Source organism: Mycobacterium sp. SMC-18 (assembly GCF_045310895.1).
GTDB lineage: Bacteria > Actinomycetota > Actinomycetes > Mycobacteriales > Mycobacteriaceae > Mycobacterium.
The window spans coordinates 1-14,596 of sequence record NZ_JBJIAL010000050.1; the positions used below are offsets into that span (position 1 = coordinate 1).

Annotated in this window: 13 protein-coding genes and 1 pseudogene; 3 read left to right on the forward strand and 11 right to left on the reverse strand. The window is 66.7% G+C overall.

Annotated elements, in window-relative coordinates; translation table 11 throughout:
* Positions 1-300: 300 nt before the first annotated feature.
* The 7 genes and pseudogenes from ACJH6J_RS26735 to ACJH6J_RS26765 form a co-directional block, all read right to left on the reverse strand.
* Positions 301-588 (reverse strand): annotated as a pseudogene (locus ACJH6J_RS26735) (transposase); the annotation flags it as partial.
* A 637-nt stretch (positions 589-1,225) separates the two neighbouring features.
* The gene (locus ACJH6J_RS26740; RefSeq protein ID WP_406804792.1) at positions 1,226-2,866 is read right to left on the reverse strand and encodes a DUF4185 domain-containing protein; all 1,641 of its coding nucleotides are present in this window, start codon (positions 2,864-2,866) and stop codon (positions 1,226-1,228) included.
* A 9-nt stretch (positions 2,867-2,875) separates the two neighbouring features.
* Positions 2,876-3,184 (reverse strand): ESX-1 secretion-associated protein, encoded by a 309-nt coding sequence (locus ACJH6J_RS26745; protein WP_406804793.1) that lies wholly within the window; start codon positions 3,182-3,184, stop codon positions 2,876-2,878.
* A gap of 329 nt (positions 3,185-3,513) precedes the next feature.
* On the reverse strand, positions 3,514-5,412 hold the full coding sequence (dxs, locus tag ACJH6J_RS26750; RefSeq protein ID WP_406804794.1) for a 1-deoxy-D-xylulose-5-phosphate synthase: 1,899 nt from the start codon (positions 5,410-5,412) through the stop codon (positions 3,514-3,516).
* Between the two features lie 36 nt (positions 5,413-5,448).
* A complete protein-coding gene (nhaA, locus tag ACJH6J_RS26755; RefSeq protein WP_406804795.1) occupies positions 5,449-6,726 on the reverse strand; it encodes a Na+/H+ antiporter NhaA in 1,278 nt (425 codons plus the stop codon).
* Between the two features lie 65 nt (positions 6,727-6,791).
* Positions 6,792-7,979, reverse strand: a complete 1,188-nt coding sequence (locus ACJH6J_RS26760; protein WP_406804796.1) for a class I SAM-dependent RNA methyltransferase — start codon at positions 7,977-7,979, stop codon at positions 6,792-6,794.
* Entirely contained in the window at positions 7,976-9,970 is a 1,995-nt protein-coding gene (locus ACJH6J_RS26765) for an APC family permease (protein WP_064859607.1), read from the reverse strand. The genes ACJH6J_RS26760 and ACJH6J_RS26765 overlap by 4 nt, the downstream gene beginning before the upstream one ends.
* Before the next feature lie 103 nt (positions 9,971-10,073).
* On the opposite strand from ACJH6J_RS26765, the gene ACJH6J_RS26770 reads away from it, so the two are divergent.
* Positions 10,074-10,748 (forward strand): TrkA family potassium uptake protein, encoded by a 675-nt coding sequence (locus ACJH6J_RS26770; RefSeq protein ID WP_081633431.1) that lies wholly within the window; start codon positions 10,074-10,076, stop codon positions 10,746-10,748.
* A gap of 8 nt (positions 10,749-10,756) precedes the next feature.
* Positions 10,757-11,416 carry a TrkA family potassium uptake protein gene (locus ACJH6J_RS26775; RefSeq protein ID WP_138248995.1) on the forward strand — a complete coding sequence of 220 codons (660 nt, stop codon included), beginning with the start codon at positions 10,757-10,759 and terminating at the stop codon, positions 11,414-11,416.
* Here the strand turns inward: ACJH6J_RS26775 and ACJH6J_RS26780 are convergent.
* Together ACJH6J_RS26780 and ACJH6J_RS26785 are read right to left on the reverse strand one after the other, a co-directional pair.
* Positions 11,413-12,006, reverse strand: coding sequence for a DUF3159 domain-containing protein (locus tag ACJH6J_RS26780; RefSeq protein ID WP_406804807.1), 594 nt, complete (start codon positions 12,004-12,006; stop codon positions 11,413-11,415). The genes ACJH6J_RS26775 and ACJH6J_RS26780 overlap by 4 nt on opposite strands.
* A gap of 107 nt (positions 12,007-12,113) precedes the next feature.
* Complete coding sequence (locus tag ACJH6J_RS26785; RefSeq protein ID WP_020101829.1) at positions 12,114-12,485, reverse strand: OB-fold nucleic acid binding domain-containing protein; 372 nt, start codon at positions 12,483-12,485, stop codon at positions 12,114-12,116.
* A 185-nt stretch (positions 12,486-12,670) separates the two neighbouring features.
* Here ACJH6J_RS26785 and ACJH6J_RS26790 point away from each other — a divergent pair, with 185 nt between their 5' ends.
* Positions 12,671-13,381, forward strand: coding sequence for an alpha/beta hydrolase (locus ACJH6J_RS26790; RefSeq protein WP_406804797.1), 711 nt, complete (start codon positions 12,671-12,673; stop codon positions 13,379-13,381).
* On the opposite strand, the gene ACJH6J_RS26795 is transcribed toward ACJH6J_RS26790, so the two are convergent.
* Positions 13,368-14,114 carry a DUF3710 domain-containing protein gene (locus ACJH6J_RS26795; RefSeq protein WP_406804798.1) on the reverse strand — a complete coding sequence of 249 codons (747 nt, stop codon included), beginning with the start codon at positions 14,112-14,114 and terminating at the stop codon, positions 13,368-13,370. The two genes, ACJH6J_RS26790 and ACJH6J_RS26795, sit on opposite strands and share 14 nt — an antisense overlap.
* Complete coding sequence (gene dut / locus ACJH6J_RS26800) at positions 14,114-14,578, reverse strand: dUTP diphosphatase (RefSeq protein ID WP_406804799.1); 465 nt, start codon at positions 14,576-14,578, stop codon at positions 14,114-14,116. The genes ACJH6J_RS26795 and dut overlap by 1 nt, the downstream gene beginning before the upstream one ends.
* Between the last annotated feature and the right edge of the window lie 18 nt (positions 14,579-14,596).

Sequence of the window (14,596 nt, forward strand, 5' to 3'; positions counted from 1 at the left end):
AGCGTTCACCATGACTCGTTGATCACAACGCGTGAACCACGCCAGATCCGAAGTCCACCACTCCCCGGGACGCTATCGTCTGACACTGGTTCGCTTACGCTGCACCTTCTGACCTTGCTCGACAAGCCCGCACCGTCTGGCAGTGCCGGCACGGCTTGCCTTCTCGGGACCGCTTGCCACCGATCACCGTCGTTCCCGGCGATCGGCTGCCCCGATGCTTCCTCAGGCCGCTGCGACGACCCGAAGGAGACGGTCTCTCACCGCCTCTCGATATACCCAGCGCCTCGTGGCGCACAGCTCCCCCGCGAAGAAAGTCGTTGCCGCTTTCAGAATCGCGACATCCTCACGCAGCCTTCGGTTTTCATCTTTCAGTCGTTTGATTTCGTCGTTTTCTTCACTCGTTACACCCGGGCGTTGTCCGCCATCAATCTGGGCTTGGACCACCCAGCGACGCACCGATTCCTTGCCCACGCCGAGTTGGCGCGCGACCGCCTCGGAGGCCGCGGTCAACGACGAGTACTCCTGCTGATGTTCGGTCACCAACCGCACCGCACGGTCACGCAACGCAGGATCGATCTTCTTGGGCATGCTGCTCATCCTTCCGGACTCAAACAGCAGCGGCATCAAACCTGGGGCGGTTCATTCACACCTTTGGTATCCAGCCCGACCAGGACGGAGACAATACGAAACCTTGATCTTGCGGGTCCTTGCAAGCCGTCATGCCTTTGTCATCCACACCGCAAACCACACCGTTGACCGTCAGTGTGTGGAATGGAGGAAGAACTTTGTGCGGCGGCGAATCCTCCGAGCAATTCGAGCTACCTCTAGGCCATTGCTGCAGACCTCGACTCGTACTCATTACGTTGTAGCGGTAGATACCTTGCGCGGAATCGCATGTTGCGGGAGAAACTGCGGGAAGGTTGTTACCTCCGCAGGACGCTGAGGCAGGTTTCCCAAAACTGCATCGAACCCCATCAGGAGTATCGAACGCGTATTTGATGAGTTTTTCGGGGCGGCCCGGGTTGTCGAGCGCTTGCGCATAGTCATCAGGGTTTGCGGGTGTGTAGCCGCTCATATCGGGGAATGCCACTGGTCCACCAGATTCATGTGGTTCCGCAGAAGCGGTGCAAGCGGAAGTCAAGACGATCGACGCAAGAAGCACCAGAGTAAGTGCGAACCGAATCATCTTGATCGTTCCTCTCGATGGTGGTAGCTGCGGATACCCCTAGCGGGGCTTGACATTGACATGAATATCCTGCACGTCGTAATGCACCGGACCGATAGGATGCTTGTCCGCATCTACCGGCTGAAACCACTGGCTGCCAAACAAACCGAGATTATCCAGTGTCGATCCGGGCAGAATGTAGCCGCCGTACGGCGCTGGCACGTGGTTCGGTGCTCCCGAGGTATTGTCCATCACCACAATCGGGGCTCCACCCGGCCTAACGACGTTAGTTTGATTGTCGCCAACGTGTACCTCGACTGTAGGCATGTTCGTATCACCGTCGCCACTATGGAGGTTCGTGCCTGCGAGAACCGGTTTACCTTCAACCTCCCGGAAGCTCAGTTCTCCCCAGTTCTGACCGTCAGGTGTGATTGTCGAGGTCGCTGGCTGTCCCGCCGCGCCCCAGGTGTTGTTGCCCGGGTCGTACGGTTCCCACGCCCCGCGGTCGCTGATGTGCGCGGGATCAACCCGATACATGGAGACGCCTTGGCTGCGGTCGAACGCATCCGCGGCGATGTACACCTTGCCGTCACTGCCTTGGTAGCCGCTGAATTGAGTTGGCAACGTGGGGTTGTCGGCGACAGACCTATAACTGCCCTCGATCGGCTTCCAGCCGGCGGCCGGATCGTTCGTGACCTTTACCAGCCACGAGCCCTTCGGACTGAGGCCCTCGCTCGTGTTCGTGCCCACAACCATCATGTAGGTGTCGTTGCCGATCTTGACGCTGCCCGCCGGCAGCGCGTTGTTGGCTCCCGCTGCACGAGCCGCATCGGGTATCGGGAAGAGGGTATGCGGTCCCGGTGATTCATTTGGCAACCCGCTGTTGAGGTTGGTCCCGGTCAGCGGCGCACCGAAATGAGGCTTGCCGTTCTTGTCGAACGTCACAGGCACCGCAACTGAGGGATAGTGCTCATTCCCAGGTCCACCGACCTGAGGGTTGGCATAGGAGTCCCCGAAAATTGCCACCTTTGTGCCGTCCGGCAGCGTGATGACCTCGCCCAAGTCCGCTGCGCGAATCCCGGGGATAGCGTCGGGGCTGTCGGTCCCGGCGATCGGCCCCATGTTTCGGACCTCACCGGGTGCGAGCGGCCCCTCACCGGTCAGTCCCAGCAGCTCTGCCAGTGTCGTCGGCGTCTTCGTCGGTTCCGGCAACCCTGTCGCCTTCGCAATCGCTTTGGCCAGATCAGCGTCGATTCGGTCGCCTTCGGCCTGCGCGTCAGCGATCCGTGCCTCCAAATCGGCGATCTTCTTCGATACTTTCAGTTTGGTCTCATCATCGAGATAGTCGTAGTTCGCTGGAACGCTCACCTTGTTGGTTATTTGATCAACTTCCACCGCCGGTGCTGCGGCCGCATCGTCGAGAATCGCTTTCACAGTGGTAGCGAGGGCGGTGGCATCTTCTTCTGCGTGGTCCATCGCGGCCGCCGCCGATGACAAGTCCTCTGACCTGACGTTGTGAGCCGCGGCGCTCATCAACATCGACATCATCGCCTCCTGCGCAGCCTGACCTTGCCACGTGGAGGTTTTCACCAACTGTTGGTAGAGCTCCGCAGAGTTCGCGTGGTTGACGGACGCGTCACGCGTAGCTTTGGCCAGCCCTGCGATCTCAGGAACCCACTCCCGCAGCACCTGCAGCGACACGAGTTCAGATCACAACCCTGTGTCGGTGATTCGCGCCGCGCCACTACTATCGGTGCGTTCATATGCGCCCGCAGCCCCGCGATGTCCCTCCGCGTGTGACGCGAAGCGTTCACCAAAATGTGCGCCGTCCGCTTCCCAAGCAGCCAACATTTCCGGCAGTGCAGCGGCCGACAGTCCCGAGCCCAGCGCCGCTTGGCTTGCCGCAGCATGCGCCTTGAGATGTTCGGTGGAGAAATCACTGCTGTGACCATCCAAGCGGTCAGCAGTCATTCGCAGCTCGATTGGATCGACCTTCAACGGATCGCTCGGCACGGCCACGTAAACCCCCTCAAACTAGCCCCCACAGAAAATGATAGGGCCGCCAGGCAACGGTCGCCGACGGCAATTTCACCGCCCCAGTCGTAGCCAAACGACGACGGCACCGGTCAATCTGCGCGCACACGGCGGGGAGCTGGGCTCGCGGCAGTGCACTCGATCCTTGGCGAAATTCGTTTCGATTCACCCGAACTCGAGTGTGCGCCTGCCGAACTTGTACAGCACGAAGGGCGCGGGCAGAAATGTCCCTCCGCTCGATCGAGCGGCCCCAAAATGCACGCGACACACCGGGTTTGGGTGTACAAACACGGCCGCTCGCGGGAAGTGAGCTACTACTGCGAGGCGATGTCGACCGAGCTGCCGATGGCGGCGACCCACCCGGTGACCTGGCGGGCGATGTCCTGATCGGTCAGGCCGACCGACATCAGAACCTCGCTGCGAGTCGCGTGCTCCTGGAATTCCTGCGGCACACCGACGTCGCGGCACGGCACGTCGATCTCGGCACGACGCAGCGAGGCCGAGACCGCGGAGCCGATGCCGCCGGCAACACCGTTGTCCTCAAGCGTGACAACGAGTTTGTGCGCCCGGGCCAGATCGGCGATGGCCGTCGGAACGGGCAGCACCCAGCGGGGGTCGACGACGGTGACGCCGATGCCCTGCTTGCGCAACCGGTCGGCGACCAGCAGCGCCATCCGGGCGAACGCGCCGACGGCGACCAGCAGCACGTCGTCGGACAGGCCGTCGGCGGGCTCGGTCAGGATGTCGACGCCATGCTGGCGGCGGACGGCCGGGATGTCTTCGCCGACAGCGCCTTTCGGGAAGCGGATGGCGGTCGGCCCGTCATCGACGGCCACTGCCTCGCCGAGTTCCTCACGCAGCCGGGCGGCGTCGCGCGGTGCGGCGACCCGCATGCCGGGCACGATGCCGAGCATCGACATGTCCCACACACCGTTGTGGCTGGCGCCGTCGTTGCCGGTGATGCCGGCGCGGTCGAGAACCATGGTGACGGGCAGCTTGTGCAGCGCCACGTCCATCATGATCTGGTCGAACGCCCGGTTCAGGAACGTCGAGTAGATGGCGACGACGGGGTGCATCCCGCCCATGGCGAGACCCGCGGCCGACGTCATCGCGTGCTGCTCGGCGATACCGACATCGAAGAACCGGTCGGGGAACCGCTGCCGGAACGCCGACAGGCCCGTCGGCCCCGGCATGGCCGCGGTGATCGCGACGATGTCGCGCCGCTTGGTGGCCTGCTTGATCAGCTCCTCGGAGAACACCGACGTCCAGCCGAGCACCGACTCGGCGGTGGACCGCCCGGTGTGCGGGTCGATGATGCCGGTAGAGTGCATCTGCTCGGCTTCGTCGTTCTCCGCGTGCGAGTAACCCATGCCCTTGCGGGTGACGACGTGCACGATCACGGGTGCGTTGAAACCGCGGGCGTGCCGCAGCGCCGCCTCGACAGCGTGCTCGTCGTGCCCGTCTATGGGCCCGACGTACTTGAGCCCCAGATCGGTGAACAGCGCCTGCGGGGCCAGCGCATCCTTGATGCCGGCCTTGATGCTGTGCACGCACTGGTAACAGAACTCGCCGACGACGGGCACGCCGCGCAGCGCGTGCTTGCCGCGTTCGAGCGCCTTTTCGTAGCCGGGCTGCAGGCGCAGTGCCGCGAAGTGGTCGGCCAGACCACCGATGGTCGGCGCGTAGCTGCGGCCGTTGTCGTTGACGACGATGACGATCGGCCGATTGGCGGCCGCGATGTTGTTGAGCGCCTCCCAGCACATGCCGCCGGTGAGCGCGCCGTCACCGACGACGGCGACGACGTGCCGGTTGCGATAGCCGGAGAGCTCGAAGGCCTTGGCCAGCCCGTCGGCGTAGGACAGCGCGGTGCTGGCGTGGCTGGACTCGACCCAGTCGTGTTCACTCTCGGCGCGACACGGATAACCGGACAGGCCGCCCTTCATGCGCAGCGTCTCGAAGTCGGGGCACCGGCCGGTCAGCATCTTGTGGACGTACGCCTGGTGACCGGTGTCGAAGATGATCGGGTCGTGCGGCGAATCGAACACGCGGTGCAGGGCCAGCGTCAGCTCGACGACACCCAGGTTGGGGCCGAGATGCCCGCCGGTGGCGGCCACCTTGTGCACCAGGAAGTCCCGGATCTCGGCGGCAAGTTCGGTCAGCTGAGGCTGCGACAGGTGCGCCAGATCAGCTGGGCCGCGGACCTGTTCAAGCATTCCGACAGTCTACGCACGAGTACCGGGTACAGCCGGTCAAGGCTGATAGATGTCCGGCACACCGTCACCGTCGTCGTCGGCGGTCTCCTGCTCGTGGATGCGGCGGAACGCGGCATTGCGGGACAGCAGCACCACCGCGGCCAGCATCCCCGCGATCACCGAGCCGGTGAGCACGCCGATCTTGGCATCAGCGCTGGCGGACGTGCCCGCACCGAACGCCAGCTCACCGATCAGCAGGGACACCGTGAAGCCGATCCCGGCCAGCATCGCCACCCCGGCGACGTCGAGCCAGCCCAGTCCCTCGTCGAGCTCGGCGCCGGTGAATCGCGCCAGCAGGAATGTGGTGCTGAACACGCCGATGGCTTTGCCGAACACCAGTCCCAGCAGGACGCCGGCGGTCACCGGGTGGGTGATCGCGTCGACCAGGCCGGGCCAGCCGCCGACACTCACCCCTGCGGCGAAGAACGCGAACACCGGCACGGCCACCCCGGCCGACAGCGGGCGCAGCGCGTGCTCGAACATCTCTGCCGACGCGTGCCTGCCCAGGACCGGCACCCCGAACCCGAGCAGCACCCCGGCCACCGTGGCGTGGATACCGCTCGCGTGCACCAGGGCCCAGGTCGCCGCCGCGAGCGGCGGCAGCAGCCACCAGTGCCGGATCCCGCGCTGCACGGCTACGACGAACAGCCCGCCGGGGATGACGGCCAACGCCAGCGCCGTGGGGTTGAGGTGATCGGTGTAGAAACACGCGATGACGATGATGGCCAGCAGGTCGTCGACCACCGCGAGCGTCAGCAGAAAGGTGCGCAGCGCGGTGGGCAGGTGCGTGGAGATCACTGCCAGGACGGCGAGAGCGAAGGCGATGTCCGTCGCGATCGGCACCGCCCAGCCGTCCAGGTTCTCCGGGTGCCCCAGCGCCAGATTCAGGCCCACGAAGATGGCGGCGGGCGCCAGCATGCCGCCGACGGCGGCGGCGATGGGCAGCGCGGCACGCGCCGGGTCGCGCAGGTCGCCGGCGACGAACTCGCGTTTGAGTTCGACACCGACAACGAAGAAGAAGATCGCCAGGAGCCCGTCGGCCGCCCAGGCCGAGAGGCTGAGGTGCAGGTGCCACGACGCCGGACCGACCGCGAACTCGGACAGCTCGTGATAGCTGTGGGCCGCAGGCGAATTGGCCCACACGAGAGCGACGCCGGCGGACAGCAACAGCAGGATGCCGCCGACGGTCTCCTTGCGGAGAATCTCGGTGAACCGCTGGGCTTCTGGCCAACTGCCACGGGTCAGCAGGCGCCTGCGCGTGTTGCGGTTGTTCATTCGGGACTCTCCTGGGCAGCGTTGAACGGCGCCGACCAGGCTTCCCGGCACACCTGTCCGCAAATTTACCGGGTCAGCAGCGCCACACACTCGACGTGGTGCGTCAGCGGGAACGAGTCGAAAACCCGGAGGTTCGCCACCTCGTAGCCGTGTCCACGGTAGAGACCGATATCGCGCGCGAAAGAGGCTGCCTCACAACCGATGTGGATCACCCGTGGCACCCCGGCGGCGGCCAGCTGATCGATGACCTCGTGCCCGGCGCCGGTGCGCGGCGGGTCGAGTACGGCGACGTCGGCCGCGACCCGCTGGCTCCCGAGCGCCCGGCGCGCCGAATCGGTCACCACCTCGACGCAGCCGAGATCTCCGAGCGCCGCCCGGGCCGCGCGCGCCGATCCGCGTGAGGTGTCCACCGTCAGCACCTTGCCGGACTCCCCCACCGAGCCGGCCAACGCGGCCGCGAAAACGCCTGCGCCACCGTATAAATCCCACGCCGTCTGCCCCTCGGACAGCTCGGCCCACTCGGCGACCAGCGCGCTGTAGGTGCCGGCGGCGTCGCGATGCGACTGCCAGAACGCCGTCACCGGAACCCGCCATTCCCGATCGCCTACGCGCTGCACGGCTTCGTACTCGCCCGAGACCACTTCGGTCATGCCGGACTTGCTCTTCTTGCCCCCGCGCGGACCGGACCGCACGACGTGCCGGTTGCCGGCATCGTCGAGCACGACGTGCACGTGCGCGCCGGGCGGTTGCAGCGGCAGATCGTCCAGCATCCCGGCCGGCACCTGCGCACACGACAGGTCGGTCACCAACTCGTCGCTGTGATAGCGGTGGAACCCGGCCCGGCCGTCCGCGCCGACCTCGAGCCGCACCCGGGTACGCCACCCGGTCGCGCCGACGGTGCCGACCTCCGCGGCCTCCAGGTCACCAGACTCGTAGCCGCCGAGGCGGGCCAGCTGATTGGCCACCACCTCGCCCTTGAGCCGCCGCGCCGCGGCGGGATCGACGAAAGCCAGGTCGCAGCAACCGGATCCCTGCGCCCCGGCGATCGCGCACAACGAATCCACCCGGTCGGGTGACGCCTCGATGACCTCGATCGCATCGGCGTGCCAGTACGACCCCCGCTCGGACGTCACCTCGGCGCGCACCACCTCGCCCGGCAGCGCGTGCCGGACGAAGATCACGCGGCCGTCGTGACGTCCGACGCAGCTGCCACCGTTGGCCGGCGGGCCAACGGTGAGCGTTACTTCACTCACTCGATGATGCCCCGTCGCGTATCACCGGGCGCCGAGCCCGGGGCCATGGTCACCTTCACCCGCTCCGACGAATTCAGCTGCCACGGAACGGAAGTCACCATCACGTTGGGGATGAACAGCAGCCGGCCCTTCAGCCGCAGCGCACTCTGGTTGTGCAGGATGTGCTCCCACCAGTGGCCCACGACGTACTCCGGGATGAACACCGTCACCACGGTGCGCTTCGACTCGGCGGTGATGCGCTTGACGTAATCGAGGATGGGCCTGGTGATTTCGCGGTACGGCGACGCGATGACCTTGAGCGGGACCGACACGTCGCTGTCTTCCCACTTGTGCACCAGCTCGCGCGTCTCGGCGTCGTCGACGCTGACGGTGATGGCCTCCAGGACGTCCGGCCGGGTGGCCCGCGCGTAGGCCAGTGCCCGCAGCGTCGGCAGGTGCAGATTGGACACCAGAACGACGGCGTGGTTGCGGCTGGGCAGCACGACGTCCTCGTCCGGGCCCGACTGGGAGCGCAGTTCCTGAGCGACGGTGTCGTAGTGCTTGTGGATCGCCTTCATCAGGACGAACAGCAGGCTCATCGCCAGAATCGCGATCCAGGCCCCGGCCATGAACTTCGTCACGATGACCACCAGCAGCACAGCGCCGGTGCAGAGGAACCCGATGGTGTTGACGATCCGCGCGCGCTGCATACGGCGCCGCTCGGACGCTTCGGTCTCGGTGCGCAGCAACCGGTTCCAGTGCCGCACCATGCCGATCTGGCTCAGCGTGAACGACACGAACACGCCGACGATGTACAGCTGGATCAGCGCCGTGACCTCGGCGTTGAACGCCACCACGAACGCGATGGCGGCGAACGCGAGGAACAGGATGCCGTTGGAGAAGGCCAGCCGGTCACCGCGGGTGTGCAGCTGCCGGGGCAGGTAGCGGTCCTGCGCCAGGATCGAGCCCAGCACCGGGAAACCGTTGAAGGCGGTGTTGGCGGCCAGGACGAGGATCAGACCCGTCACGCCGGCGATGAGGTACAGGCCCACCGGGAAGCCTTGGAACACCGCCTCGGCCAGCTGCGTGACCACCGTCTTCTGGTGATAGCCGGCGGGCGCGCCCACCAGCTGGTCCACGCTGTCGGCCATCTTCAGGCCGATCTGCTTGGCCAGCACGATGATGCCCATGAACAACGACACCGCGATGGCGCCGAGCAGCAGCAGCGTCGTCGCGGCATTGCGCGACTTCGGCTTCTGGAAGGCGGGCACACCGTTACTGATGGCTTCCACACCGGTGAGGGCCGCACAGCCGGACGAGAATGCGCGCGCGACAAGGAACACCATGGCGAAGCCCAGCACGTCGCCGTGCTCGGACTTGATGCTGAACCCGGCCGACTCGGCCCGCAGCGGGTGGCCCAGCACGAAGATCTGAATGAAGCCCCAGGCCAGCATGAGGTACATGCCGATCATGAAGGCGTAGGTGGGAATCGCGAACGCGGTACCGGACTCCCGGATGCCGCGCAGGTTCAGCGACGCCAGGATCAGGATCGCCAGCACCGAGAACAGGACCTTGTTCTGGGCGATGAACGGCACGGCCGACCCGATGTTGGACATCGCCGACGCCGTCGACACCGCCACGGTCAGGACGTAGTCGACCAGTAGCGCGCTGGCCACCGTCAACCCGGCGGTGTGCCCGAGGTTCGTGGTGACCACCTCGTAGTCGCCGCCGCCGGACGGATAGGCGTGCACGTTCTGCCGATAACTGGCGATCACGATCAACATGACCCCGGCCACCGCGAGACCGATCCACGGCGCCATCGAATAAGCCGACAGACCGGCGACCGACAACACCAGGAAAATTTCTTCCGGCGCGTAGGCGACCGACGACAGCGCATCCGACGCGAAGACCGGTAAGGCGATACGTTTGGGCAGCAACGTGTGGGCGAGCTTGTCGCTGCGGAAGGGTCGGCCGATCACCAACCGTCGCGTAGCGGTCGAAAGCTTGGACACGAGGGCTAGGGTAAGCCCCCCGGGCTCGGGTTGTAGCGTTCGGACTGAGCTGAGGCATGAAATTCGCTTCGGGGCCGCCTCCCGGCCCAGAAAGGATCGGCTGGTGCGAGTAGTCGTGATGGGCTGCGGCCGAGTTGGCGCATCGCTGGCAGACGGATTGGCCCGCATCGGCCATGAGGTCGCCGTGATCGACCGAGATAAGACGGCATTCCACCGGCTGTCACCGGAATTCCCCGGAGAACGCGTGCTGGGCATGGGTTTTGACCGGGATGTGCTGGAGCGGGCCGGTATCGAAGAGGCCGGCGCGTTCGCCGCCGTGTCCTCCGGTGACAACTCGAACATCATCTCCGCGCGTGTCGCGCGCGAGACGTTCGGTGTGCAGCGCGTCGTCGCCCGAATCTACGACGCCAAGCGCGCCGCGGTGTACGAGCGGCTGGGCATCCCGACCATCGCGACGGTGCCGTGGACCACCGACCGGTTGCTGAATCTGCTGACCCGCGAGACCGAAACCACGAAGTGGCGCGATCCGTCGGGCAATGTCGGCGTCACCGAGCTGTCGCTGCACGAGGACTGGGTCGGCTACCGCGTCACGGCGCTGGAAGGCGCGACCGGCGGCCGCGTCGCGTTCCTCATCCGGTTCGGCAGCGGCGTGCTGCCGGATGCCAAGACCGTCATCCAGGCCGGCGATCAGGTGTACATGGCCGCGGTGTCGGGCCGTGTCGCCGAAGCCATCGCCATCGCCTCGCTGCCGCCCGGCGACGACGTCGAAAGCCACTAGGAGCGCACATGAAGGTCGCAATCGCGGGCGCCGGCGCCGTCGGCCGCTCCATCGCGCGGGAACTGGTCGATCACCACGAGGTGATGCTGCTGGAGCGCAATCCGGACCATATCGACGTCGACGCCGTCCCGGCGGCGCAGTGGCGTCTGGGTGACGCCTGCGAGCTGTCACTGCTCGAGTCGGTCAAGCTCCATGAGTTCGACGTGGTCATCGCCGCCACCGGCGACGACAAGGCCAACGTGGTGGTGAGCCTGCTCGCCAAGACCGAGTTCGCGGTCCCGCGCGTCGTGGCTCGCGTCAACGACCCGCGCAACGAGTGGCTGTTCGACGACAGCTGGGGCGTCGACGTCGCGGTGTCGACACCGCGCATGCTGGCGTCACTCGTCGAAGAAGCCGTGTCGGTGGGCGACCTGGTCCGCCTGATGAGCTTCCGCAAGGGCCAGGCCAACCTGGTCGAGATCACGCTGCCCGACGACACGCCTTGGGGCGGCAAGGCCGTCAAGCGCCTCCAGTTGCCGCGCGACGCCACGCTCGTGACCATCCTGCGCGGCCCGCGCGTGATCGTCCCCGAATCGGACGAGCCGCTCGAGGGCGGCGACGAGCTGCTGTTCGTGGCGGTGGCCGAGGTCGAGCAGGAGCTGCGCAACCAGGTGCTGAATCCGGGCTAAGCCTCGGTGACGTGATGCTCCGCGTCCCGGATGGCCTTCTGGGCCGTCCGGATGGCCAGGTAGGACGCCAGCGCGGCGACCGCGGTGAGCGGCCAGCCCATGGCGATCCGGGCCACGCCGAGCAGACCCGTCTGGTCCAGTCCGTACAGGTGGTTCTGGACCAGGAACCGCGCCGCGAACACCAGCGCCCACACCGCGGTCGCGATGTCGAACGCCAGTACCGCCCGCCGGATGTCGCGCCAGCTGCGGTCGTGTCCGGTGACCCAGCTCCAGCCGTAGCCGACCAAGGGGCGACGGATCAGGATCGAGATCGCGAACACCCCGGCATAGATCAGCGACGACCAGATGCCAAGCAGGAAATAGCCTTTCGAGGCGCCGATCATGTACGCGATCAGTGCGCTGATCCCGACGCCGATGAAGCCGGACACCGCCGGCTGCACGGATTCGCGGCGCGCCAGGCGCCAGATCAGGACCAAGCCGGCGACGCCGAGCGCCGAATAGATCGCGGCAGTCAGCCCGAAGAAACTGGAGATGGGAACGAAGACGAGGACCGGCAGGGACGAATAGATGAGGCCGCTGAGGCCGCCCATCTGCTCCAGCAGGACATGCGCCGTGAGTTTGGCGTCACTGTCGTCCTGCTGGGCCTCGATCTGCGCTTCGGCCTGCTCGCTGTCCGCGGTCCCCTTGTCGGGGAACGTCACTTCTGAATCTCGTAATGCGGGTTGTAGATCGCTTTGGCCCCGCTGTCCAAGTTGCCCAGCCGTCCGTGCACGCGCAGGGTGCGCCCGGATTCGATGCCTGGGATGCGCCGCTGACCCAACCAGACCAGCGTGACCGTGTCGGTGCCGTCGAACAGCTCGGCTCGCACGCCACCCGAACAGCCCTTGCCGTTGGTCTCGACACACCGCAGCGTGCCGACCATCGTCACTTCCTGTCCGCGCGTGCAGTCCACCGCTCGCATGGCGCCGGTGTTCAGGGCCTCGTCGTTCAGCTCCTGGACATCGCTCTGTTCGAGGTCCTCGGTAAGCCGCCGGGTGAGTCGGCGCAAATAGCCTTCCGCCGTAGCCATGGTCTCTCCTGAGACTTGCTGCGAATCCACCGTGGACCCGCTATCTAACCAACGTCACGCTAGACCTCTTGGTTCCGATTTGCCATTTCGGCGCGGGATATATCTTCGTTATCCCGCTCACTGGACGGCGCACCCGCCCGGACCCCCTTGCGTGCGCCGTTCCGGCCGCCGGGCACCATCGAGGGATGACGGCCAACTTGCAAGGGATGACCGCGGTACTGCTGCCCGGCACGGGATCGGACGACGACTACATCCGCCGGGCGTTCGGCGGCGCCCTGCTCGAAGCCGGTGCCGTGGTGATCGCCCCGCGGCCGCTGCCGGGCGACCTGATCGGCGGTTATCTCGAAGCGCTCGACGCCGCCGCACAGCACGGCGCCATCATCGTCGGGGGCGTGTCGCTGGGCGCGGCGGTCGCCACGAACTGGGCGCTCGCGCACCCCGAGCAGTGCATCGCCGTCCTGGCCGCACTGCCCGCCTGGACGGGTGATTCCGACGGCGCGCCGGCCGCCCAAGCCGCCCGCTACTCGGCGCAGCAGCTGCGCGAGATCGGGCTCGATGCGGCCGTCGCGGGCATGCGGGCAGGCAGTCCCGCCTGGCTCGCGGACGAACTCACGCGGTCATGGACGGCACAGTGGCCCGGCCTGCCGGACGCGATGGAAGAAGCGGCCGGTTACGGCGGCCCGACCCGCGAACAGCTCGCCGAACTCCAGGTGCCGATGGGTGTCGCCGGGGCGGTCGACGACGCCGTGCACCCTGTCGCGGTGGCCGCGGAATGGGCCGTGGCAGCCCCCAGGGCCGCGCTGCGGACCGTCACCCTCGATGCGATGGGCGAAGAGCCGACAGTGCTCGGCGACGCCTGTGTGGCCGCATTGCGCGAGGCCGTCAGCCTCCGGTGATGGTGCCCATCTGCTGGGTGCGCAGCTGCTGCATGGCCGAGCCCTGCTCGCTACGACGGGCGTCCGGCTCCCCTTCGGGCTGCTGCTGCCCGAACTGCTGCTGCAGCTGTTCGAGCGCCTGCTGAGCCTGCTCCATCTGCTGCTGAGCCATCTGCTGGGCGGCCGCGCGCAGCTGCTCCAGCAGCGGCTCGGACAGCTGCACCGGCAGCGGGCTGCGGACCGGCAGCGGGGTGTCACCACGACGAACCACGGTGTCCGCCAACGAGGTTCGCGCCTCGTCGGTGATGGCGTCGATGGTCTCCTCGGTGCCCACGACGACACAGCGCACCATCCACCGGTAGCCGTCGGTGCCGATGAAACGCATCACGACCTGCGGCTGGCCGGGCTGCGGCACCGGCAGACCCACAACCTCGCGGCCCCACGGTCCGTCCTCGATGCGTGCCTGCGCGTTGTCGTTGCGAAGCGATTCGGCCAGCTCGGCGGCGATCTCCCGCCACAGCCCACCGGTCTTGGGCGCGGCGTACGCGGCCACCGAGAAGCGCCCGTTGGGCGTCATGATCCAGACGGCGTTCGGCACGCCCTGCTCGTTGACCTCGACGTTGAGCTGCGATCCGTCGGGCACCGGGACGAGCACCCCACCCAGGTCCAGGCGGGCGGCCTCGGCGTCGGCCGGGTCGTCGAAGTCCTCGATGTCGAAGGGGCCGTCTTCTTCGGGGTTGAACTCGAATGCCATCACAAACTCGCATGTCCGCCGGAGGAACCGTGGCCGCCCGCGCCACGTGAGGTGTCAGCCAGCCCCGCCTCGTCGAACGACGTGACCTCGACCAGCTCGGGCAGCTCGACCCGCTGCACCAGCAGCTGCGCGATCCGGTCACCGCGTTTCACGATGATGGGCTCGCTGGGGTCGAGGTTGATGAGCGCCACCTTGATCTCGCCGCGGTACCCGGCGTCGACCGTCCCCGGCGCGTTCACGATCGAAAGGCCAACGCGGATGGCCAATCCCGAGCGCGGATGCACCAGGCCGACCATGCCGTGCGGAATCGCGACGGCGATCCCCGTCGGCACCAGCTCGCGCTGACCGGGGGCCAGTTTGAGGTCGATCGCGCTGAACAGATCGACGCCGGCATCGCCGTCGTGAGCACGGGCCGGCATCGGCAGATCCCGGTCCAACCGAACTACCGCCAGAGAGGTGGACACGACCGCACAGACTACCCT